25 protein-coding genes are annotated in these 20,658 nt (G+C 51.0%); 7 read left to right on the forward strand and 18 right to left on the reverse strand.

What is annotated here, in order from left to right; all coding sequences use genetic code 11:
• Positions 1-130: 130 nt before the first annotated feature.
• The 3 genes from BQ2657_RS12760 to BQ2657_RS01505 are packed head-to-tail and all read left to right on the forward strand — an operon-like array spanning position 131 to position 2,101.
• Complete coding sequence (locus tag BQ2657_RS12760; protein WP_075579056.1) at positions 131-883, forward strand: 4Fe-4S double cluster binding domain-containing protein; 753 nt, start codon at positions 131-133, stop codon at positions 881-883.
• Entirely contained in the window at positions 856-1,206 is a 351-nt protein-coding gene (locus BQ2657_RS12580; protein WP_075579057.1) for an HIT domain-containing protein, read from the forward strand. Before BQ2657_RS12760 ends, BQ2657_RS12580 begins: the two co-directional genes overlap by 28 nt.
• Before the next feature lie 46 nt (positions 1,207-1,252).
• Positions 1,253-2,101 (forward strand): MetQ/NlpA family ABC transporter substrate-binding protein, encoded by an 849-nt coding sequence (locus BQ2657_RS01505; protein WP_075579058.1) that lies wholly within the window; start codon positions 1,253-1,255, stop codon positions 2,099-2,101.
• Positions 2,102-2,146: 45 nt separating this feature from the next.
• On the opposite strand, the gene BQ2657_RS01510 is transcribed toward BQ2657_RS01505, so the two are convergent.
• From BQ2657_RS01510 to BQ2657_RS01560, 11 genes are all read right to left on the reverse strand, one after another.
• The gene (locus BQ2657_RS01510) at positions 2,147-2,608 is read right to left on the reverse strand and encodes a DUF441 domain-containing protein (protein WP_075579059.1); all 462 of its coding nucleotides are present in this window, start codon (positions 2,606-2,608) and stop codon (positions 2,147-2,149) included.
• 84 nt (positions 2,609-2,692) lie between these two features.
• Complete coding sequence (locus BQ2657_RS01515; protein ID WP_075579060.1) at positions 2,693-3,805, reverse strand: ABC transporter substrate-binding protein; 1,113 nt, start codon at positions 3,803-3,805, stop codon at positions 2,693-2,695.
• A gap of 9 nt (positions 3,806-3,814) precedes the next feature.
• Positions 3,815-4,606: an ABC transporter ATP-binding protein gene (locus tag BQ2657_RS01520; RefSeq protein WP_075579061.1), complete on the reverse strand. Its 792-nt coding sequence runs from the start codon at positions 4,604-4,606 to the stop codon at positions 3,815-3,817.
• Between the two features lie 20 nt (positions 4,607-4,626).
• Complete coding sequence (locus BQ2657_RS01525) at positions 4,627-5,664, reverse strand: FecCD family ABC transporter permease (RefSeq protein WP_083236131.1); 1,038 nt, start codon at positions 5,662-5,664, stop codon at positions 4,627-4,629.
• A complete protein-coding gene (locus BQ2657_RS01530; protein ID WP_198524505.1) occupies positions 5,664-6,656 on the reverse strand; it encodes a FecCD family ABC transporter permease in 993 nt (330 codons plus the stop codon). Before BQ2657_RS01530 ends, BQ2657_RS01525 begins: the two co-directional genes overlap by 1 nt.
• 105 nt (positions 6,657-6,761) lie before the next feature.
• Entirely contained in the window at positions 6,762-8,915 is a 2,154-nt protein-coding gene (locus BQ2657_RS01535) for a TonB-dependent receptor (RefSeq protein ID WP_083236132.1), read from the reverse strand.
• 28 nt (positions 8,916-8,943) lie between these two features.
• Complete coding sequence (locus BQ2657_RS01540; protein WP_075579063.1) at positions 8,944-9,690, reverse strand: energy transducer TonB; 747 nt, start codon at positions 9,688-9,690, stop codon at positions 8,944-8,946.
• An 11-nt stretch (positions 9,691-9,701) separates the two neighbouring features.
• The gene (locus BQ2657_RS01545; protein ID WP_075579064.1) at positions 9,702-10,106 is read right to left on the reverse strand and encodes an ExbD/TolR family protein; all 405 of its coding nucleotides are present in this window, start codon (positions 10,104-10,106) and stop codon (positions 9,702-9,704) included.
• A complete protein-coding gene (locus BQ2657_RS01550; RefSeq protein ID WP_075579065.1) occupies positions 10,093-10,737 on the reverse strand; it encodes a MotA/TolQ/ExbB proton channel family protein in 645 nt (214 codons plus the stop codon). The genes BQ2657_RS01545 and BQ2657_RS01550 overlap by 14 nt, the downstream gene beginning before the upstream one ends.
• Positions 10,738-11,168: 431 nt before the next feature.
• Positions 11,169-11,870, reverse strand: coding sequence for an RraA family protein (locus BQ2657_RS01555; RefSeq protein WP_075579066.1), 702 nt, complete (start codon positions 11,868-11,870; stop codon positions 11,169-11,171).
• A 345-nt stretch (positions 11,871-12,215) separates the two neighbouring features.
• Positions 12,216-13,118: a LysR family transcriptional regulator gene (locus tag BQ2657_RS01560; RefSeq protein WP_075579067.1), complete on the reverse strand. Its 903-nt coding sequence runs from the start codon at positions 13,116-13,118 to the stop codon at positions 12,216-12,218.
• A gap of 193 nt (positions 13,119-13,311) precedes the next feature.
• Between BQ2657_RS01560 and BQ2657_RS01565 the strand changes: the two genes are divergently transcribed.
• The gene (locus BQ2657_RS01565) at positions 13,312-13,830 is read left to right on the forward strand and encodes an Ldh family oxidoreductase (RefSeq protein WP_187119161.1); all 519 of its coding nucleotides are present in this window, start codon (positions 13,312-13,314) and stop codon (positions 13,828-13,830) included.
• 54 nt (positions 13,831-13,884) lie between these two features.
• On the opposite strand, the gene BQ2657_RS13500 is transcribed toward BQ2657_RS01565, so the two are convergent.
• Together BQ2657_RS13500 and BQ2657_RS13505 are read right to left on the reverse strand one after the other, a co-directional pair.
• Complete coding sequence (locus tag BQ2657_RS13500; protein ID WP_408607743.1) at positions 13,885-14,760, reverse strand: IS3 family transposase; 876 nt, start codon at positions 14,758-14,760, stop codon at positions 13,885-13,887.
• Positions 14,727-15,305, reverse strand: a complete 579-nt coding sequence (locus BQ2657_RS13505) for a helix-turn-helix domain-containing protein (protein WP_075578809.1) — start codon at positions 15,303-15,305, stop codon at positions 14,727-14,729. Before BQ2657_RS13505 ends, BQ2657_RS13500 begins: the two co-directional genes overlap by 34 nt.
• A gap of 39 nt (positions 15,306-15,344) precedes the next feature.
• Between BQ2657_RS13505 and BQ2657_RS01580 the strand changes: the two genes are divergently transcribed.
• From BQ2657_RS01580 to BQ2657_RS01590, 3 genes are read left to right on the forward strand one after another with little or no spacing between them, the layout of a single operon-like run.
• On the forward strand, positions 15,345-15,887 hold the full coding sequence (locus tag BQ2657_RS01580; protein ID WP_261796532.1) for an Ldh family oxidoreductase: 543 nt from the start codon (positions 15,345-15,347) through the stop codon (positions 15,885-15,887).
• Positions 15,888-15,900: 13 nt separating this feature from the next.
• Positions 15,901-17,283, forward strand: coding sequence for a TRAP transporter large permease subunit (locus tag BQ2657_RS01585; protein ID WP_083236134.1), 1,383 nt, complete (start codon positions 15,901-15,903; stop codon positions 17,281-17,283).
• A gap of 15 nt (positions 17,284-17,298) precedes the next feature.
• Positions 17,299-17,550, forward strand: a complete 252-nt coding sequence (locus tag BQ2657_RS01590) for a hypothetical protein (protein ID WP_075579070.1) — start codon at positions 17,299-17,301, stop codon at positions 17,548-17,550.
• Between the two features lie 199 nt (positions 17,551-17,749).
• On the opposite strand, the gene rplL is transcribed toward BQ2657_RS01590, so the two are convergent.
• The 5 genes from rplL to nusG all read right to left on the reverse strand — a co-directional run bounded on the left by rplL (position 17,750) and on the right by nusG (position 20,658).
• Positions 17,750-18,115, reverse strand: a complete 366-nt coding sequence (gene rplL / locus BQ2657_RS01595) for a 50S ribosomal protein L7/L12 (protein WP_075579071.1) — start codon at positions 18,113-18,115, stop codon at positions 17,750-17,752.
• Positions 18,116-18,190: 75 nt separating this feature from the next.
• Positions 18,191-18,724, reverse strand: coding sequence for a 50S ribosomal protein L10 (rplJ, locus tag BQ2657_RS01600; protein ID WP_075579072.1), 534 nt, complete (start codon positions 18,722-18,724; stop codon positions 18,191-18,193).
• 162 nt (positions 18,725-18,886) lie between these two features.
• Entirely contained in the window at positions 18,887-19,588 is a 702-nt protein-coding gene (rplA, locus tag BQ2657_RS01605; RefSeq protein ID WP_075579073.1) for a 50S ribosomal protein L1, read from the reverse strand.
• A gap of 54 nt (positions 19,589-19,642) precedes the next feature.
• Positions 19,643-20,068 carry a 50S ribosomal protein L11 gene (rplK, locus tag BQ2657_RS01610; protein ID WP_012937656.1) on the reverse strand — a complete coding sequence of 142 codons (426 nt, stop codon included), beginning with the start codon at positions 20,066-20,068 and terminating at the stop codon, positions 19,643-19,645.
• A gap of 17 nt (positions 20,069-20,085) precedes the next feature.
• Positions 20,086-20,658: a transcription termination/antitermination protein NusG gene (gene nusG, locus BQ2657_RS01615; RefSeq protein WP_075579074.1), complete on the reverse strand. Its 573-nt coding sequence runs from the start codon at positions 20,656-20,658 to the stop codon at positions 20,086-20,088.

The following is a 20,658-nucleotide window of genomic DNA, read 5'->3' on the forward strand; positions in this document are numbered from 1 at the left end:
TGGAAAACTGGAATTGAATAAAAAACGGGGCTGTGGAAACTGCCGGCCGTTGCTTATCGGCAGTTTCCCACAGCTCTTTTTTTACCCTCCTAGGCCCTTTGGGGACATCCCCAGATTGTGAGATAGAGAAATGTACAACAACGTAAAAGAAGTATTCGACCGGGCACTGGCTCCTTTCCCAGGGGTGAAATGGGCCTGCTGTCCTTTGGATTTCTCCCAATGGAAAGAATCTGGAAAATACAATTACGCCCTGCTGGTCTATGCCCCCTATGACGAAATCATGACCATCTGGAAATACAAGGAGCCCCGGCAGGCGGCCCAGAAGAGGCGCCGTTCCGCAGCTATGAAAGAAGTTGCCGCCGCTTTGGAAAAAGCTGCCAAGGCAGCAGGGATCCCCTTCCTGATTCCGCCGGTGACCCGGGACAATATGTCCCCGCCTTACAAGATGAGCCTCTCCAGCAAGGAAGTAGGAGTCCGTTCCGGGGTGGGCTGGATCGGCCGCAGCGACCTCTTGATCACCTATGATTACGGTCCCCGGATCGAGACAGTCAGTGCCGTATTCTATGCGGACCATATGGAAATCCGGCCCCCTGTCACAAAGAACCAATGCGGGGACTGCAGCCTCTGCGTCAAAGCCTGTCCCTTCCATCTGATCACCGGCAAGACTTGGAAGGAAGGCACGCCTCGGGAAGAACTCCTGGATTACCACAACTGCAGCGTCCAGCGGGATCTCCTTGGCCGGAAGATGGGCTTGGGCCGGAAATTCATGTGCGCCCGATGCCTGCTGGCCTGTCCCGTTGGGGTAGAAAATATCCAGAAACTGAATGCATCCTTAGAAAGAAAGGAGGAAAACGGATGTACTGCCTGTTCTGCCGATTCGTGAAACGGGAACTGCCCTGCACCATCGTCTATGAAACGGACCAGGTGCTGGCTTACCAAGACTGGAACCAGTGGGCCGAGCTCCACATCATCGTATTCCCCAAAGCCCATATCGGGCTGAAGGACAAGGGAACGGCCGCCTACCAACAGGCAGTGGCCGCCGTGGAGGCTGCTGTACCGGAGATTGAAAAGATCTGCGGCATGGCAAAGGTCTTCCAGGTCATCCGCTGTGAACGAGAGCCCCATATCACCCAGAATCTGGACCATTTCCACTACCATATCCTGGGCAGTTCCGACCCGAAGGCCCAGCCTCCAACAGATTTGTAAACCCTTTCTCTTGACAGAAAGAAAAAGAAACAAGAGGTGAATCTTCATGAAATGGAAAAAATTACTGGCGGTCCTGGCCCTGTCCGCCGTCACCGCTGGTCTCCTGGCCGGCTGCGGCAGTGACTCCAAGAAAACGGCGGAAGCCCCTGCCGGCTCGGCCAAAGTCCTGAAATACCGCAGGATGCCCACAGCTACGTCCGATCTTTTTGAAGCCGGCATCAAACCCCTCCTGGAGAAAAAAGGCTACAAGCTGGAAGCCGTGGGCATCAAAGATTCGGTGCAGCGGGAAATGGCCCTGGAAGAAGGTCAGATCGATTTCCATATGGATGCCAATCCCAACTGGCTGGATGCCATCAATGCCAGCAAAGGCACCCATCTGATCGGAGTGCTTGAGATCCCCACCGTCCCCACTGGCCTTTATGCCGGCAGCAAGACTTCCCTGGATGCTGTTGCCGATGGAGACACGGTGATCATCCCCAATGACGCCTCCAACCTGGCCCGTTCCTACCAGCTGCTGGAACGGCTGGGCTGGATCAAATTGAATCCTTCCATCAACAAGAACCAGGCCACCAAAGCCGATATCGTAGAAAATCCCAAACATCTCCAGTTCCGGGAGATGAAGGGCCCTACCATCGCCAATATCCGTTCTGATGCCGCTTACATCGTCCTCAGAGGCTCCGATGCCTACAATGCCAAGATCGATTTCAGTTCCGCCTTGTTCCCGGAATCCGCGGACACCATGAACCCCCGGATGCGGATGTGCCTCAGCATCCAGGAAAAGAACAAGGAACAGCCGTGGGTCAAGGACCTGATCGAGGCCTACAGATCCCCGGAATTCAAGAAATTCATGGAAACCCAGAGCAAGATCTGGATCTTGCCGGATTATTTGAAATAAAGGAAACAGGGGTTGTTGCACGTTCTGTGCAACAACCCCCATTTTTTAAAAGAAAAAATGGAACACCTTCATGAAACAGTAAAGGATCCCGCTGGCAATCAAGGGACCTACCGGCACTCCCTTGAAGAACACCACCCCGATGATGGTCCCTACCATCAGGGACGCCACCACTTCCGGATCGGCGGTCATCAGTTCAGCCCCCCACCGGCCGAAAAGAGCCACGATACACCCCATCAGCAGGGAAGCGATCCCCATAGGGGTCTTGAACACGTTGAGGATATCGGCTATGCCCAATTTCCCCGTAGCGATGGGCGTCAGCATCGCGGCTGTCAGTACGATGACTCCCCAGTTCAACCCGTGGCCGCCGAAAAACAGCAGTTTGTCCTGGGGCAGCACCACTTTCAGGAGCATCAGGAGGACTGCGGACCAGGCGACCGTATTGTTATGGGATACGAATCCGATCAGGGCCATGGCGCCCAGGATCAGGTAAGGTTGTAGATTCTGCATAGAAAATTCCTTTCCAGATAGAATAAAGGGCTGCTGCCTATGTGAATACCACACTCATGCAGCAACCTTAATTCTATCCTTTTTTTATTTTCTTGACAATCCCGTCCCGGCAGATCCCCAAGTCCGATAGATTTCCTCCATGGCCAGTTCTTTGGCGATGATGCCATGGGCATTCCACACAGCGGTATCTACCACATGGACATGGCCCTGACGGACGGCGGGGATGCTCTTCCACAGGGCATCCTGCTGGAGTTTTTTATATCTTTCTTCTGCGATTTTCCCGTTTTCCCCGCTGCTGGCCCCGTAGCCAGTACTGACCAGCAGGTAGTCTGCTTCCAGATCCGGAAGCCATTCCAGAGAAATGGCGTTGTTGGTCCGGCTCTGGTCCGCCGCCAGCACCATAGGCGAAGGCTTGAGATCCAGCAGATCGTACATGAACCGATTGATGTCATTCCGGGAATAAGGATACAGCCGTACTTCCCGGTTCATCACCCGGAGAAAAGCAGTGGTGCCATTTCCCATAGCGGCATGGAGTCCCAGCCGATACACTTTGGCCTTCCCGTAGAATTCCTCCAGCCGGGCGATTCCCCGTTCTTCCTGCCCCAGAGCCATGGCAAGGGCCAAAAGAGCCGTCTCTTCCTTCCGGATGTTGAAAGCCGCGACAGGAGCGATCCGGCTCAATTTCTCGTAGACCCCCTGGTCAAAGGAATCCCGGAGAAGGATCAAATCCGGCTTTGCCTCCTGGACTTCTTCATAGTTGACGGTCTTGGTTTCGTCATTCACGTGGAGCAGGGGCACTCCCCGTTGTTCCAGCCGGTCGTAGAGATAGGTCCGGGGTGTGTAATTGGCCCCCACCACCGGAACCCCCAGTGCTTCCGTCAGATCTTCCAGCCGGAGGACCACGATCCGCTGGGGATTTTTCGGCATGACTGTAGTGCCGTATTTGTGTTTCACCAGGATCCGGTCCCCGTTCTTCTGGACCAGTTTCCTGGCCCCCTGGAGCTGGCTTTCCATCCGTTTGGCAAATTCTCGGTCAATGGCTTCTGGGGTGTCTTCCCGGGCCAGTGCTTTCTGCACCGCCGGAGACAGATTCCCGATTTCCGCAGGCTGCCGGGTCTGTCCGCAGCCAGCAGACAGGCCGATAAGGAGCAGGAGGCAGCAGCATGCTGCCAGTTTTTTGTGCAATCCGATTTCCATAGGGCCCCCTTATCTCTTCCGAGCCCGGGAATAAGGAATGCACAGAGGCCGTCCCGTCCGGGGGTCCTGGATCAGTTCTGCATCGATGCCAAAGATGTCCCGGAGCATCTGCTGGTGGAACACTTCTTCCGGGCTTCCCTGATAAAGGATCTTGCCCTGCTTCATGGCAATAAGATGATGGGCGAACCGGGCAGCTTCATTCAATTCATGGATCACCATGATGATGGTCTTGCCGTAAGCTTCATTGAGATGGCGGACCAGTTCCAGCACCTCCATCTGGTGGGCCACATCCAAGAAACTGGTGGGTTCGTCCAAGAACAGGATGTCCGTGGTCTGGGCAATGGCCATGGCGATCCAAGCCCGCTGCCGCTGGCCCCCGGAAAGAGCCATTACGTTCCGGTCGGCAAATTCCGCCATGTCCGTCTCCTCCAGGGCCCACTGGACAATGTCCCGGTCCTCCTGGCTGCCCCGGGAAAAAAAGGGCCCATGGTAAGGTGCCCGTCCGTACATCACCAGCTCTCGGACGGTGAGTTCCCCGGGAGCCGAAGGATTCTGGGGCAGGATGCCCACTTTCCGGGCCAGCTGCCGGCTGTCATAGTCCCAGAGGGATTTTCCTCCCAGTTTCACCGTACCTCCCAGAGGCGGGATGATCCGGCAGATGGTCTTCAAAAGAGTGGATTTGCCGCAGCCATTGGCCCCGATGAGGGCCGTGATCTGACCGGAAGGGATAGGAAACGTCAAATGTTGGCTGATGGCCTTCTCCCCATAACCGGTGGAAAGATCTTCGATATGCAATTCCATGGATAACTCCTTTCCAAGGTTCATTTTCGGGTCCGTACCAGGATGTACAGGAAATAGGGAGCCCCCAGGATGGAAATCACGATCCCCAGGAGCATTTCATCCGGGGCGATGATCACCCTTCCCACCCAGTCCGCAGCCAGGACCAAAAGAGATCCCAGCACCGCCGTAAAGGGCAGCAGCCGAAAGAAATCCGCTCCCGCCAGCCGCCGGGCGATATGGGGACAGATGAGGCCCACAAAGCCGATATTTCCTCCGATGGCCACACAGGAAGCCGCCAGGACCACCCCGGCCATGAGATAGAGGAACCGGGCCCGGTTGATGGGGAGTCCCAGGCCAATGGCCGTTTCGTCCGCCAGGCTCAGCAAGTTCAGGTCCATGGAACGGCTCCAGAGGAGCAGTCCCAAGAGCAGTACCACAGGGGCCAGGGCAGCTGCATGGATCCAGGTATTCCCGGACAGGCTGCCGATGATCCAGGTATTGACGATGTGGAATTTCTGAGGATCCAGCCGGACCACCAGCAGCAGCTGGAGGGCATGGATACCGGCCGTCAGGGCGATTCCCGTAAGCACCAGCCGGTAGGGGGACAGGGTCCGCCCCTTCCGGTAGGCCAGCCGATAAATCAGGAGAGCCGCCAGGGCCGCTCCCGCCACCGCCGCCAGGGGCAGCTGCCAGAAGGGGCTGGGGGCGCTGGTATCCCGGGCATAGATCAGAAGCATCACAAAAAGACCTGCACCGGCATTGACTCCCAGGAGACTGGGGCTGGCCAGTTCGTTCCGGGAAATGGTCTGGAACAGTGCCCCGGACATAGCCAAACCGCCGCCCACCAGGACAGCCAGGAGGGATCGCACCATCCGGAAATCGAATACGGTCAGCCGCTGAGCCTCCGTACCTCCTCCCAGGAGGACCTGCCACAGCTCTCGGTCCGAAAGATGGGCGAACCCGGTACGGAGATGGACATAGAACATCAGGACAGTGGCCAGGATCAGGAAAGCAAAGGACAGGAGGAACCGTCCCTTCCCCTTGTGCCGGCCAGTCGTTTTCTGCAAAGGATTTGCCATCAGACACCCTTCCTTTCCCGATTGGCCAAGACCATGAAAAAGGGTACTCCGATCAAGGCGGTAATGGCTCCCAGCGGCGTCTCATAGGGAGGATTCACCAGCCGGGCGCCAATGTCTGCCAGCAGCACCAACAAGGTGCCAGCCAGGGCAGAAGCCGGGAGTACCACCCGGTAGTCGATGCCCACCAGTTTCCGGACCATATGGGGCGTCACCAGGCCCACAAAGCCAATGGGGCCGGCCAAAGCCACCGCGGAACCGCTCAAAAGCAGCACCACGGCCCCCGCCAGGAACCGGATTTTCCCCAACTGGGCACCCAGGCCCACAGCCAATTCGTCCCCGAAACTAAGGAGGGTCACCTGCCGAGAAATGGCCAAGGCGATCCCCAGTCCCAGCAGGGTCCAGGGCCCCACCCGGAAAATCTGTTCCAGACGGATGCCGCTGAGACCGCCAGCAGTCCAGTAGCTCAAGTCCTGGGCCACATCAAAGAACACCACCAGCATCCGGGTGGCTGCGGTAAAAATGGCACTGATAGCGGTGCCGGCCAGGGCCAGGTACACCGGAGTGGCTTTGCCTCCCAGCCGGCTGGCCACCAGCAGGATGATCCCAGTGGCGAAGGCAGCCCCCAGGAAGGAAAAGCCCACCGTCTGGTTCAGGGTGGCTTCCGGCAGCAGGATCATGGCCAGAGCCATGCCAAAGCTGGCTCCAGAATTGATGCCCAGGATGGAAGGACTGGCCATGGGATTGTTGGTGATGCCCTGCATCAGGGCTCCAGACACGGCAAAGCTGCTGCCGCAGAGGAGTGCCGCCAGAAGGCGGGGCCAGCGCAGGGTACGGATGATCAACTCCTGGAAATTTTCCCCGTCATAAGCGGAAAATGAGGCCAGGATGGTGGATAAAGGGATATCCCGAGCCCCCACGGTCAGGGAAAACAGGCCCAGTCCCAGGACCAGCCCCGCCAACAGGATCCCCCAAAAGAGTTGTTTCAAAGGCAAAAGATTCACCTCCTAAAAGAAAAAGGGGCTGTTGCATGGGCAACAGCCCCTTTAGGTCGCGGGCCGTGAGTCGCGGGCCATGAGACCGGGCTGTTCCCCAGCCCCTTAAAACTTCATTTCCAACGACACCAGGGCGGTGCGGCCGGTCCCCAGATACAGAGCCGGGGTAGAACCGTTCAGGGCGTTCCAGTAGGATTTGTTCAGCAGGTTGTACACATCCGCCCGGAGCGTCATGGGATGATGGCCAAAGCCGGTGAATTCATACTTCACTCCCGCATCCCAACGGTACCACTGGGGCACCTTGGTCGTATTGGCCTGGTCCACATAGGCAGATCCGTTATAGGTGACCCGGGTATTCACGGACAGGCCCTTCACTCCGTGGATGTCCTGTTCCGCTCCTACCACAGCAGTCCATTTGGGGATGCCCATTTCATAGTTCCCCTGATAATCCGCATCCTCCGTGTACTTGGCGTCCATGTACATCAGACTGCCCCACAGCCGGGTCCCCTTCACCGGTTCCCCGGAGAGAGAAGCTTCCACACCCCTGTGCCGGACTTCTCCGCTGGAAGTGAGCACATCATCCTTTTCCATGGATCCGTTCTGTTTGATCTGGAAGGCGCTGAGGGTGGCCAGAGCTTTGCCCATATCGTACTTCACCCCGGCTTCCACCTGTTTGGCCTTATAGGGGGAAAGCACGGCTCCGTCGTTCTTGTAGCCGCCGCTGACTACATCCCCGGCAGTGAGCCCTTCGATGTAGTTGGCATACAGAGAAACCCGTTTGCCCAGTTTCTTTACCACCCCGAAAGCAGGGGTCCAGGCGTCAGAATCATAGCTGGCACTGCCGGTGTACACATCCTGCTTCACCTTCTGGTACCGGCCCCCCAAGATGAAGGTCCAATCCTCTCCCGGATTGGAGATCACATCCGTCAAGGCAATCCCGCTGAGGGTGGTCTCATCATTGAGCGGTTCCTGCCAGGACCGGTCCAGAGGATTGGTTCCCCAGGCCGGATGGTCGTAGCTGGTGGAGAAATAGGCGCCGGTCCGGTTGGACATGTACCGTTTCATGTTGTACCGGTTGGCGGACAATGTCACTTCATGCTTCCATTCCCCGGTGCGGAACTTATCCTTGACCCCCACTTCCATGGAATTGGCCTTGTTGATCTGGTTGTTCACATGGTACCGGATGCTGGCAGTGCCTTTGGCGTTGAGCCGGAAGTCGTTGTACAGGTATTCCATCTTGGTTTCCCGGGCTCCGATGGCAAAGTAGGCGTTCACATTGTCATCAAACTTGTAATCATACTTATACATGCCGTATTTTTCCGTTACGTGCCGGAAGGTGTCCGGAGCGCCGTACTTTTTGTTGTGGTCTGCAGAAGGCAGATCTTTGACCCCCAGATAACCGGATCCGAAAGTAAGACGGTACTGCATGTTGTCGATTTTGTTGTAGGCATAGCCCAGGTCCAGGGACATTTTGGATTTCCCCACCTGGTGATCGATCCCCAGGGTCATGGCATTGGTATTGATGCTTTCATCGCTGTTGGAAGTGCTGCCGTTGGTGTGGAACACATTCAGCCGCACCCCTGTTTTCCCGTCTTCCGTCCGATGGCTCAGATCCAGATCCTGGCCGAACTGCCGGCCGTTCCCGAAGGAAAGGGTCAGGCTGTTCTGGTGTTCCCCGGCCTTGGCCCGTTTGGGCACAAAGTTGATGTTGCCCCCTACGGAGCCGTTGGGCGCCATGCCGTACAAGAGTGCCCCGGGCCCTTTCAGCACTTCCACCCGGTCCAGGCCTTCCACCCCGGAATAGAACCGGGGAGCCACCCCATAGAGGCCATTGAAGGAAACATCCTGCTGGGTAGATTTGAAGCCCCGGATATTCCAGGCCTGGGAAGCCCCGGACAGAGTCTGGTCCGTAGTAGAAGCATCGTTGGCGATCACATCATTGACACTGGCTGCCTGCCGGTCCTGGATCATCTTTTCCGTAAAGGTGGTCATGTTGAAGGGCGTGGTCATCACATCCCGCTTGCCCAGGGTGCCGTAATCCGCCGTCCGGGCCGTATTGCCCCCGGCGATTTCATCCGGTGCCTCCGGTTCTGCCGGAATATCCACTGATTCTGCCTTAGGTTCTTCATACCGGTCCACCGTCACCGTGCTGTCATCGAGCTGGTAGGTGGGCATGGCCCCTGCCACTCCGGGCAGTGCCTGGAAACACAGGGTCCAGAGGATGGCCCCGGTCAGTTTTTTCGATACGCTTTTTCTCATCACAAAAACTCCTATCTGTTCATTCTCCTTACCGGACGGCAAAATGGATGTTGGTATGGCTGCCGCAGGCTACCGGCCGGCCGCTGCTGTTGAGGGCCGGAGAGAAAGTATATTCATAAACCGCCGCCAGGGCAGCTGCATCCATCTCCGGATACCCGGAGGAACTGTCCACGGAAGCGCTGGTCACACTGCCGTCAGCTCCCACCACGAAGGAAACCCCCACGGTACCCGTGGCATTCTTTTTCCGCAGGCTGGCCGGATATTCCGGCTGGGCCCGATAGGTGATCTTGGGAGGTACTTCCGGAGTCAAAGCATCCGGATTGGCTGTACCGCCGCCACCGCCTCCATGGCCGGAGCCGGACCCGCTGCCGGATCCATCTCCCGTTCCGCTGCCATTTCCATTGCCGGAACCACTGCCGGACCCGCTGCCAGCCCCATTATTTTTTTCTCCGGCCGTCCCAGATACTGTCTGGGGAGCAGGGCCTTGCTGTTCTTTCTTTTTTTCCACTGCCGGGACGTTTTCCTCTGGAATGGCCACTTCATCCACCGAAGTTTCCACTTCCGGAGCCGCCGGTTCCGGGCTGGCTTCTCCCTGGGAACCGCCGCCTCCCCCTTCGTCTCCACCGGACACGTCATAGAGAGCCACTTCCGTCAGATCTTTGGGTTCATGGGCAGCCATGCTGAAAATCCCGGTAAGGGAAAGCAGCAAAAGCAGCACTGCATGGATTCCCAGGGAAGCCCCCCAGACCATGAAATCTTCTCGTCTGTTCCTCATTCCCTGCGCTCCTATTTCTTGTCCGCCGCCAAGGCGAACCGGCTGATCCCAGCCCCCTTCAGGGCATCCATCAGCTGCATCAGAGTCCCGTAATCCACCGTTTCATCGGCCCGGATAGCCACTGCAAACCGGCTGTTTTTGCTCTGTTCCACCTGAGCCCGGCGGAGCAGATCATCCTGGGTGATGGGCTTGTCTTCCAGCCACAGGCTTCCGTCTTTTTTCAGAGTCACCAGATAGGTGACGGAGAGATTGGTCTCCACGTTCTTGGCCTTGGGCATATTCACATCCACGGTCTTCAAGTCCACCATGGACATGGTGCTGATCATGAAGAACACCAACAGGAAGAACATGATGTCGATCATGGGGATGATGATGATCTCTGGTTTCTCGAACTGTCTCGGATCACGCAGCTTCATGAGTCGCCACACCTGCCTTCAGGACACTGGACCGCTTGGCTTCCAGTTCAGAGAAAACCTGTTCCATGTCGGTGATGATCCCTTCGATCCGCTGTTTGAAGTAGGAGTGGACCACCAGAGCTGCCAGCGCCACAAAAATCCCGCTGGCGGTGGCAATCAGGGCTTCCCCCACCCCCCCGGTGATGGCCATGGCCCCGGAAGAGGTGTTCAGCACGCTGAAAGCGCCGATCATCCCGGTAATGGTCCCCAGGAGCCCCAGGAGAGGCGCCATGGTGACCACCACACTGAGGAAGTATAGTTTGGCGTTGAACTGGCTCAGCATGATCCCCGACTGGATTTCCAGATAGGAAGCCAAGCCCTGGCTGTCTTCCAGATAGCCGTCAGCTGCTTCACAGATCACTTCCGCCATGGTTCCATGGGATTCCCGGGCCAGGGCAAAAGCTTGGGCGTATTCTTTCTGATGGAGCAGTCCATAGAATTCCCGGGCAAACTGCCGGCCGGAATCACTGCGCTTGAAGAACAGATACCGGTCGATGGCGATGGCCACCACTGCTAAAGAAAGCAGCAGCAGGATATACATCACATAGCCGCCCTTATGAAAAATCTCCACCATTGCACTTACGTTGTTCATGGTTCCTCCTTTTGTACTAACCAGTTTAAATATATATTAGATATTACTAACCAATATTCATGGGATACTTCTCCATTTTATCCCAGTATATTCAAGAAAAGTAAGTGATTTTCTTCATTTATAAGAAAACATGAATGTTGCAAATAAGTTTGTATTCTTATTTTCGTTTCATTTTGAACATTTTTAAGTTAAATCGCTCTATTATTATAGTTAGTAATTATTTTATTTTCAATATTAAAGTTAGTTGTTCATATTATCTTACTGTACGTCACAGTTTTGACAAATAAACGAGGAGTTGCTGCACGTAGTCTGTGCAGCAACTCCTCGTTTTATCTTTTTTCTATCTTTCTGAAAGCAATGCAACATTTATCCCATCAAACCTGGATATTCTGTCCAATTTCACTTATTGTCGTTAAAATTATTTTCCATTTTTATTTATAGTAAGTTCCATCGATAATTTCAACTTTTTTCTCTTCTATCAGTTTGTTCACCCAATCCCGATTCGATTTACCTTCCTGCGTCAATTTTAGTTTAGATTCATCTTTTTCCTGAAATGCTCTGGCATTCTTCAATACCGTCTCTGCTTCCTGCAATGGAATGACAATGACACCGTCCTGATCCATGACGATGATATCACCAGGGTTGATGCTAATACCTCCACAAGAAATGGGCACATTGATGTCACCAGGCCCTTCTTTATATGGGCCAGCTGGATTGGTTCCTGTAGCGTAAATGGGCATTTCCATCTGGCGAACCGCATCGATATCCCGAATAGGACCATCGATGATGATGCCCGCCGCACCTGTGGAAGCCAAGTAAGTGAACATGATTTCTCCAATCAGAGATCGGTACATCTCGCCTCCATCGTTAGAAACAATCAATACATCTCCAGGTTTAGCCATATTCAGAGCCTGGTGGAGCATCAAATTATCTCCGCTGCGTGTTTTAATGGTTAAAGCTCGGCCTGCTGTAATTGGTCTTTTAGGCGCGCTCTGGAGTTGAATACGGGGATGCATCCCCACCAGCCGTCCCATTGTATCAGAGATATTAGCTGCAGGGATGGACCCAAAAGCATCCAGCAATTCCTGGGGAGCTTCCGGTTTTTTCAAAAAGATACGATTTCCAATAGTCATTGCAATTCCACCTTTCTGTGTCCCTTTTAGACAGTACTATATTCAAAAAAGCTTTTCATCCAGACAGTTGTTGGTAATTTCATCTTACTCTTTTCCTTGCATCTCTATATTTTTATTATTATTGAAATCGGTAAATAATTCAAATATAAATTATTTCACCTTTTATATGTACAAAAAGGAATACCATTTAAGCAAAAAATAATAGGATATAGATTTGGTATCTTAGATTTCATTTAAAGACTCTTTCGAAAAAAGTAAAATAGGCAATGATACAGGTTGGCACAACGTATCTCCTACAAGTGATTCTTCAAAAATCTATATCCAGTAACGGTATTGTGCATATGTCTATTCATCAATCTTAAATTCCTGGAATAATTGCAAAAAAAATTGTTCATATGGTTTCAAGAGATATCCTTTCCGAAAAGCTCCGTTGATTCTCCAGTGATTCATTGCTTCATCCGGCAATGTATAAAAAGCCAACTGCTTTTTTAAAGACGAGGACATCCCCATAAAGGCCGTTTCAGTGATAAAGCTGACAAAATTTTCCTGTTTTGCCAGCTTCAACCGCAGGGCAGAACTTTTACTCCGGAGATAAATACGGGGTGAAAAAGATACAGTACTCAAATAACCATCTACAATTTTTCCCATTTTCTGGCTGCGCAAAGGCAAAATCCATTGAAAGTCCTGAAAAGCTTCCGGATTTCCTGGCTGGATTTCATCTTCCTGTTCTGGATTTCGATGCATTACCAATAAAATTCGGTCCATCAACAGAAAGCGATATTCTAAAGCTGGATCCTCTATGGGCATATGGAGGATGGCTAGATCCACTTCCTTATCTATTAATCTGGATTCCAGATTTTCTCCCGCTTCTTCTGCTAACTGTATCTTGACATGGGGGTACCGACGGGAAAATCTAGGTAAAATAGTAGGCAAAAAATGCTGGGCACTGAAGATGGGAATCCCTAGACGTAAGGTTCCCCTTTCCTGATGGCTGATCTCATCCAACTGTGCCTGTAGGACTTCCTTTCTTTCCTGGGCATCCTGCAGATATGCCAAATACAGTTTGCCGGCTTCATTCAACCGGAGGGGAGCAACAGAATGATCGAACAAAGGTACTCCCAGAGATTCTTCCAATCGTCTGATATATTTGCTCAATGATGATTGAGAAACATACAGTTGCTGAGCCGCCTGGTTCAGGTTCCCCGTCTGGGCGATGGTAATGAAATAATAATCAGTATGGCTGGACATCCGAAACACCTTCCTTAGAATATTACATTATAGTCATATTATATATGGAAAAATATATATTGGAAATACTTTAAAAAATCGGTAATAATCAAATCAAGCAAATTTTCATATGCTTCTGAAAAAGTGTTATTTTCTTCAGAAGTTTATGGACAGTACTATTATCGACAGCGTGTTAAAGAAAGGGGTAATCATCATGCGTTATTCTTATGATGATCTGAAGAATTTGGGTGTACAGATCATGGAAAGAGCAGGACTGCAAAATTCTGAGGCGGAAATATTTCTGGAGAATCTGCTTTATGCTGATGCCCGAGGAGTCCATTCCCATGGTCTATCTCGTCTGGGGGTCTATGCCAAGCGGGTATCCTGTGGCGTCATCAAGTCCGGTGTCGATGCCACTGTAATCGCCGAAAGCGAATCCACTGCCGCTCTGGACGGTCATAATGGGATTGGTGCGAAAATCGGCCGCCAGGCTATGGATCTAGCCATCAAAAAAGCCAAAGATACCGGATGTGCTGTAGTAACAGTGAAACATGGGAACCATTTTGGGGCTTGTTCTTTTTACAGCCGCTACGCTTCTCAAAAAGGGATGATTGCCATTGTCATGGCCAACAGCATCGCCAATGGAGTACCCTTTGGGGGAGCCAAAGCCATGCTGGGCACCAATCCGTTTGCTATAGCGGTTCCAGCCAATCATATGAGGGATTTGATGTGACCCCAAAAAGTTAGACCTTAGTAACGAGATGGTTTTTACTGTCTCGTTACTTTTTTATGCTGCCAGCAAAGAAAGCCTGTATTGAACAGGACTTTTCCAGCCCAGTTTTTCCTTGATCCTTTGTTCGTTATAGTATTTGATGTATCGTTCGATAGCGGCTTTTAGTTCTTCGTAGCTGTAGTAGATCACTCCATAATACATTTCCTGTTTCATTAAGCCGAAAAAGTTTTCCATTACAGCGTTATCATGACAGTTACCCTTTCGAGACATGCTCTGAAAAATTCGTTCTTTTTTTAGTTTCCTGGTATAGGCCTTCATTTGGTATGCCCAGCCCTGATCGGAGTGAAACGTTCTTCGATATGGACAATCAGCAGTAATTTCGATTGCTTCAGCTTGAGCTTCCAGTATGCTTTCAGCCGAAGGACGTTTGGCTATTCCATAGCTGATGATTTCATCATCGAACATGTCCAGGAAAGGATCCAGATAAAGCTTGTGCAGGGTCAGATGTCCCTGTGTATCTACTTCATAATATTTGAATTCTGAAGTATCGGTCGTAATCTTCTGATGTGGGATATTCGTCTCAAAACGACGATGTATTCTATTCGGAGCAATGGTCCCTACCTTACCCTTATAGGAACTGTATTTACGGCTTTTCCGGGTAAAGGATGTTACCTGAAGGCTCAGTTTCTGCATGATACGTTGAACTTTCTTCTTGTTCACGCAAATCCCTTGATTCTTCAGCTCACCGGTCATGCGCCGATATCCATAATCTTTATGCTGGCTGCGGATTTCCTGTATTTTGTCCTCTACTTCCTGGTCTGGATTCACGCGGTCAAACCGTTTCTGCCAGTACATATAGGTCGCTTTGGGCATTTGAGTATAGGAGAGAAGGTCTTTCAATTTGAATGATCTTCGGAGACTGGAGATGATTTTCGCAACTCTCTCATTTTTGCTTCGTCCTCTAAACGCAGTCTCCTCAGTTCTTTTAAAAAAGCATTCTCTATACGGAGTTTAAGATTTTCATCCTCTAACTCCTTGACATGTTCCACACTGATGTCGACCATCGGCTGCTGAACCTGGGTATCTGTTTTTTTGGTTTGAGATTTGTTCAAAGTTCTCTTCCTGCCTTTTTTATGTGACCGTAAAGCATCTGGTCCCGCAATTCTAAATTCATTGACCCATCTGGCAATCATTGATGGGTTGTTGATCCCTACTTGAATTGCTAGTTCCTGATATGAGATTTCATTTGTTAAGTAAGACTCTACCACAGAAAGTTTTTCTTTGAAAGAGTATATTTTTTGAGAGCGGGATCTTTTCAGTCCATCATCACCAAATGCCTTGTAAGCAGCAACCCACTTTAGCAGCTGGCTGCTACTTGCCATCCCATATTTACGTGAAATAGAAATACACCCTTCGTCACTGTTCAAATATTCCAGTACTATTTTTTTCTTAAATTCATAGCTGTGTTTTGCCATAAAAAACTGACCCCCAATTGTTAGATTTTTGGTCTAACAATTGGGGGTCAGCTCAATTTCGATTTTGACGGTGCCACCAGTACTGTTGCCCATGGAAAAGTGGTACTGGCTCAAAAAGAGGGAAAATCGATTCCCTTGGGCTGGGGCGTGGATAAAGAAGGCCGCCCCACTACGGATCCCCATCACGTAGCCTTCATGGTACCTTTTGGCGGAGCCAAAGGGTCCGCCTTGAGCTTATTCATTGACATAATGTGCAGTTGTTTGGCTGGCGGTCTCAATTCCAGGAAAAGTCATTCATTCTTTAAAGATTTTGATCACCCACAGGATATCGGTTACGTAATGATTGTCATCAACCCAGATAAATTTCTGCCCGAAGAAGAATTCCTGCAAAAGGTAGATGCTGAGCTGAAAGATTTTTCTGATTGTCCGCCTGCAGTTGGACACAACAAAGTATATCTGCCCGGGGAAATCGAAGGAATGAAAGAAACTGAAAGTACAAAAAAAGGCGTTGAATTATCCGATACCACAATTCGTGAATTGAAAAAATTGTGCATGGACTATGGAGTAACAGAGAATCTATAAAAGGAGGCCAATTATGCAGCACATCGGCATAGGTATTGTATCGTTGCTGTTATACATCGGAGCTATCATTTTATTCAATATGGTACTGAAGCGAAAGATGGGCGAAGCCATGATGTGGTCCTGCATCCTCCTCTGGATTGTAGGAGTATTCTTCGGCGGAAAAGACCCAGTGAAATTCGGAACAGACGGGATCATGTACGCCATTAGCCAGGAAGTGGTTTACGCTGGTTTGGCGTTTGTATTCATGGCTTATATCATGGAAAGGACCGGAATCATCGGCCGTTTGGTAAATATCCTGAATGCTTTCCTGGGTCGTCTGCCTGGCGGCGCTGGCTATGTAGCCACAATTGGGTGTGCCCTTTTCGGAATGGTTTCCGGTGTAGCTTCCGCTAATACCGCAGCCATCGGTTCTGTGACAATTCCTTGGATGAAACAGACAGGTTGGTCAAAGGAAAGGGCCGCCTGCGTAGTAGCTGGCAATTCAGGGCTTGGAAATGTTTTCCCTCCCTCTACAACCATGCTTTTGTTCCTGGCCTTTGACTCTGTTGCGAAGGAACTCAATGGCTCTCAACTATATATTGGACTCATGAGCGTCGGAATAGTCGCCCTGATCATTCGATTAGGTGTAGTATGGTATTTTGCCAAAAAGGAGGGACTGAAAGGTCTCCCATCAGACCAAATCCAACCAATCAGCAAAGCTTTGAAAGAAAATGGTTCTGCCCTGATCCTGTTCCTGGGTGTAGCCTTGCCACTGCTGGCCACCATGGGGCCTACCGGAGAAATCGTAAAAGCCATGATGGCGCCCATTAAAGGCGGCTTCAAGTCCATTTCTCTAATCCTTTGGATTCCCATGTTGATTACTTTTTTCTCCATTTTGGAAGGTTGGAAAAGTTTGCCTCACAACTTAAAAGGGTGGCATGAAATGTGCAAATCCACAATCGACCGTTTCAATGAATTGGGTGCCATCTTAATTTTTGCGTTCGTTTCCTCTAGGATGCTGACAAAATTGAATCTAACTAAAGAATTCGTAGCTGTATTCCAGGAAATTGCCAATTATTCTCCCATGTTGGTTATTTTCAGCATTGCCATCATCTTAACCATTATGGTGGGCCCTTTTAACTCCACAGCTACTACCACAGCCATGGGTGCAGCCTGCTATGCTGCACTGCGGACCATAGGTCTGCCGCCAGTAGCCTGTGCCGTGGCCTTTATTAACTTGGTATCCAATCAAGGCTGTGTGCCGCCCAATTCTGCCCCCATCTACATTGGATGCGGTATCGCAGGCGTAGAAGAACCAACTAAACTTTTCAAAGAATTGGTTTACTTTTATGCCTTGCCAGAAGTTATTTTATCAATCTTAGTAATGATGCAGGTTCTTCCTGTAGCAGGTGCTTAAAAGGAGTATCGCATAATGAAAAAACAACTTTATGCCATTCTTGCTTTTGGTTTCGAGATTACAATGGTGCTGTACATGCTTATGGGCCTTACAATCGTATTTGTGCAATGTGCTGGAATTTTGATGTACAACCCGTCGCTTGTCTTTACCATTAATTCCATGCTGAAGATGCCTGCTACATGGCTGTCCAGCATCAGCGGTTTATGCGGGTTTGCCGCCTGGTATGTACGGCCCAATAAGAAAAAAGTCATCATCGAAGAAGAATAAAGAACCCTGCATTGAGATATGATAAGGGCACCTCTATTATGCCAGATATAAGACTCTACAACTATGGGAGTGTTGCAGGAAAATATGCAACACTCCCATAGTATTTTCACAGATTAAGGTCTTTGGATTCTATGCAAAACAAGGGCTGCAAAGAAATGATTGCTCATTTCTTTGCAGCCCCTTTCTGGTGCAGCAGAAATTATTTCAGTTCTACGGTAGCGCCAGCTTCTTCCAGTTTGGCTTTCATAGCTTCAGCATCAGCTTTGGCAACATGTTCTTTCAGGGTGTTAGGAGCAGCGTCAACAGCAGCTTTGGCTTCTTTCAGGCCCAGGCCGGTCAGTTCCCGGACAACTTTGATCACGTTGATCTTGCTGGCACCAACTTCTTTCAGGACAACATCGAAGTCGGTCTTTTCAGCAGCAGCAGCGCCGGCAGCAGGAGCAGCAGCTACAGCAACAGGAGCAGCAGCGCTGACACCGAACTTGTCTTCCATGGCTTTAACCAGGTCGGCCAGTTCCAGAACAGTCATATTTTCAATGGCTTCCATAATTTGATCTTTATCCATTTTTCATACCTCCAAAATTTTAAATGAAATGGGTAATGGTTTTTCATCAGGCTGCAGGATCAGCCTGATTTCCGATTAAGCAGATTCCTGCTCTTTCTTTTGCCGTACAGCTTCCAGGGTATACACAAAGTTGCGGATGGTCCCCTGCAGTACGTTGACAAGCCCGGAAATAGGGGCCTGCATGCTGCCAACCAGTTTGGCCAGCAGTTCTTCTCTGGAAGGCAGTTCTGCCACAGCCTTGACTTCGTCCAGGCCGATGACTTTACCATCCAGGACACCGGCTTTGATTTCCAGAGCCTTGTGGTCCTTGCTGAAATCGTTCAGGATCTTGGCAGGAGCCACAGGATCCTCAGCGGAGAAGGCCACAGCGGTGTTGTGTTCCAGGTAGGCATCCAGCCCTTCGATACCGGCTTCCTGGGCAGCGATACGGATAAAGGTGTTTTTCGCAACCATGTACTTCACACCAGCTTCACGCATCTTGCTTCTCAGTTCGGTATCTTCAGCTACGGTCAGACCGCAGTAGTCAACCAGGACAACACCCTTGGAGCTGGTCAGCAGATCTTTCAGTTCAGCGACTTTCCCAGCTTTTTCAGGTCTAATATCATGCATCAGTAGTACACCTCCTTGCGTCAGAGTTTTATTAATCAACGAAAAGACCTCTCGGCGGGTCAGCCGGAGGTCATGTTTATCAACACTCCGACCTAGGCAGGTGAATGGTTCGTTAGGCTTCCGCGCCTGCTGTCTTGGGTCCGATGGTCATTTTCTATTTGATTATTTGTTGCTGTCGGCTTTCAGTACATCGACGGGAACGCCAGGGCCCATGGTGGTGCTCAGGGTTACGCTCTTGATATACTGGCCTTTTGCGCCGGAGGGTTTCACTTTGATCAGGGTGGTGATCAGAGTCAGATAGTTTTCCAGCAGCTTATCAGCGTCAAAGGAAGCTTTGCCGATGGCGGTCTGTACGTTACCGGCTTTGTCGGTACGGTACTCGATCTTACCAGCTTTGATTTCATTGACGGCACGGGTGACATCCATGGTCACAGTACCCACTTTGGGGTTAGGCATCAAGCCTTTGGGGCCCAGGATTTTACCCAGACGGCCAACCGTACCCATCATGTCAGGGGTGGCTACGCAGACGTCGAAGTCGGTCCAGCCGCCTTTGATCTTTTCTACGTATTCATCAGTGCCAACAAAGTCAGCGCCGGCTGCTTCAGCTTCTTTCGCTTTAGCACCTCTTGCGAAAACCAGCACAGTCTTGGATTTGCCAGTGCCGTTGGGGAGAACCAGAGCCCCGCGGACCTGCTGGTCAGCGTACTTAGGATCTACGCCCAGACGGACGGAAACTTCTACCGTACTGTCGAATTTGGTCACAGAAGTCTGTTTTACCAGTTCAACTGCTTCCTTGGGGGAATATGCCTTGCCAGCTTCGATGAGCTTTGCGGCGTCGGTATATTTCTTACCAGCTTTACTCATTGTTTGTTCCTCCTTGTGGTCAAACGGCTTTTGCCTCCCACAGTCTGTCAGACATTAGTCTTCTACAGTAATACCCATGCTCCGGGCAGTACCTTCGACCATGCGCATAGCAGCTTCAACAGAGCCAGCGTTTAGGTCTTTCATCTTGCTTTCAGCGATCTCACGGACTTTGTCACGTTTAATGGTGGCAACTTTGTTCTTGTTGGGTTCGCCGGAAGCCTTTTCAATCCCACAGGCCTTTTTCAGCAGGACAGCTGCAGGAGGGGTCTTCGTAACGAACGTAAAGGAACGATCTTCGAAAACAGTGATCTCAACAGGGATGATCAGACCAACCTGTTTGGCAGTCCGTTCGTTGAAGTCTTTCACGAAGGCCATGATGTTGATACCAGCCTGGCCCAGTGCCGGACCTACGGGAGGTGCCGGAGTTGCCTTGCCAGCAGGAACCTGCAGTTTAACCATCTTTACGACTTTCTTAGGCATAATTTACACCTCCTTACTTATTCAATAGCTTCCACTTGGGTGAATTTAACTTCAATGGGAGTCTCACGTCCGAACATTTCGACCATCACTTTGATCTTCTGCTGTTCGTCGTTGATCTCCGCTACCGTCCCGACCATATCAGTAAAACCAGGGGCCTTGATGCGGACGGTATCATTCAAACCTACAGGGCATTCCATCCGGACGACAGGCTCTGCGGCAGTCTTGCCTGCAGCCTTCCCGCTGCCTTCTTTGGGCTGTGCCCCAAGGATGCGTTCAACTTCACGGTCAGATAAGGGAATGGGTTTCGTGCCAGTGCCAACGAAGCCGGTTACACCAGGGGTGTTCCGCACAGCATACCAAGTCCGATCGTCTACGATCATTTCGATCAGTACATAGCCCGGAAATACCTTCCGTGCAACGATCTTCTGCTTGTCATCCTTTGCGTCCACTTCATTCTGCATGGGAACCAGCACCTGGAAGATCTGCTCTTCCATACCTAGGGAATGGATCTTGCTTTCCAGGTTCATCTTGACCTTATTCTCATAACCGGAATAAGTATGAATGACATACCAGTGCTTTTGACCTTCCAT

The sequence above is a fragment of the Acidaminococcus massiliensis genome, from assembly GCF_900095825.1.
GTDB lineage: Bacteria > Bacillota > Negativicutes > Acidaminococcales > Acidaminococcaceae > Acidaminococcus > Acidaminococcus massiliensis.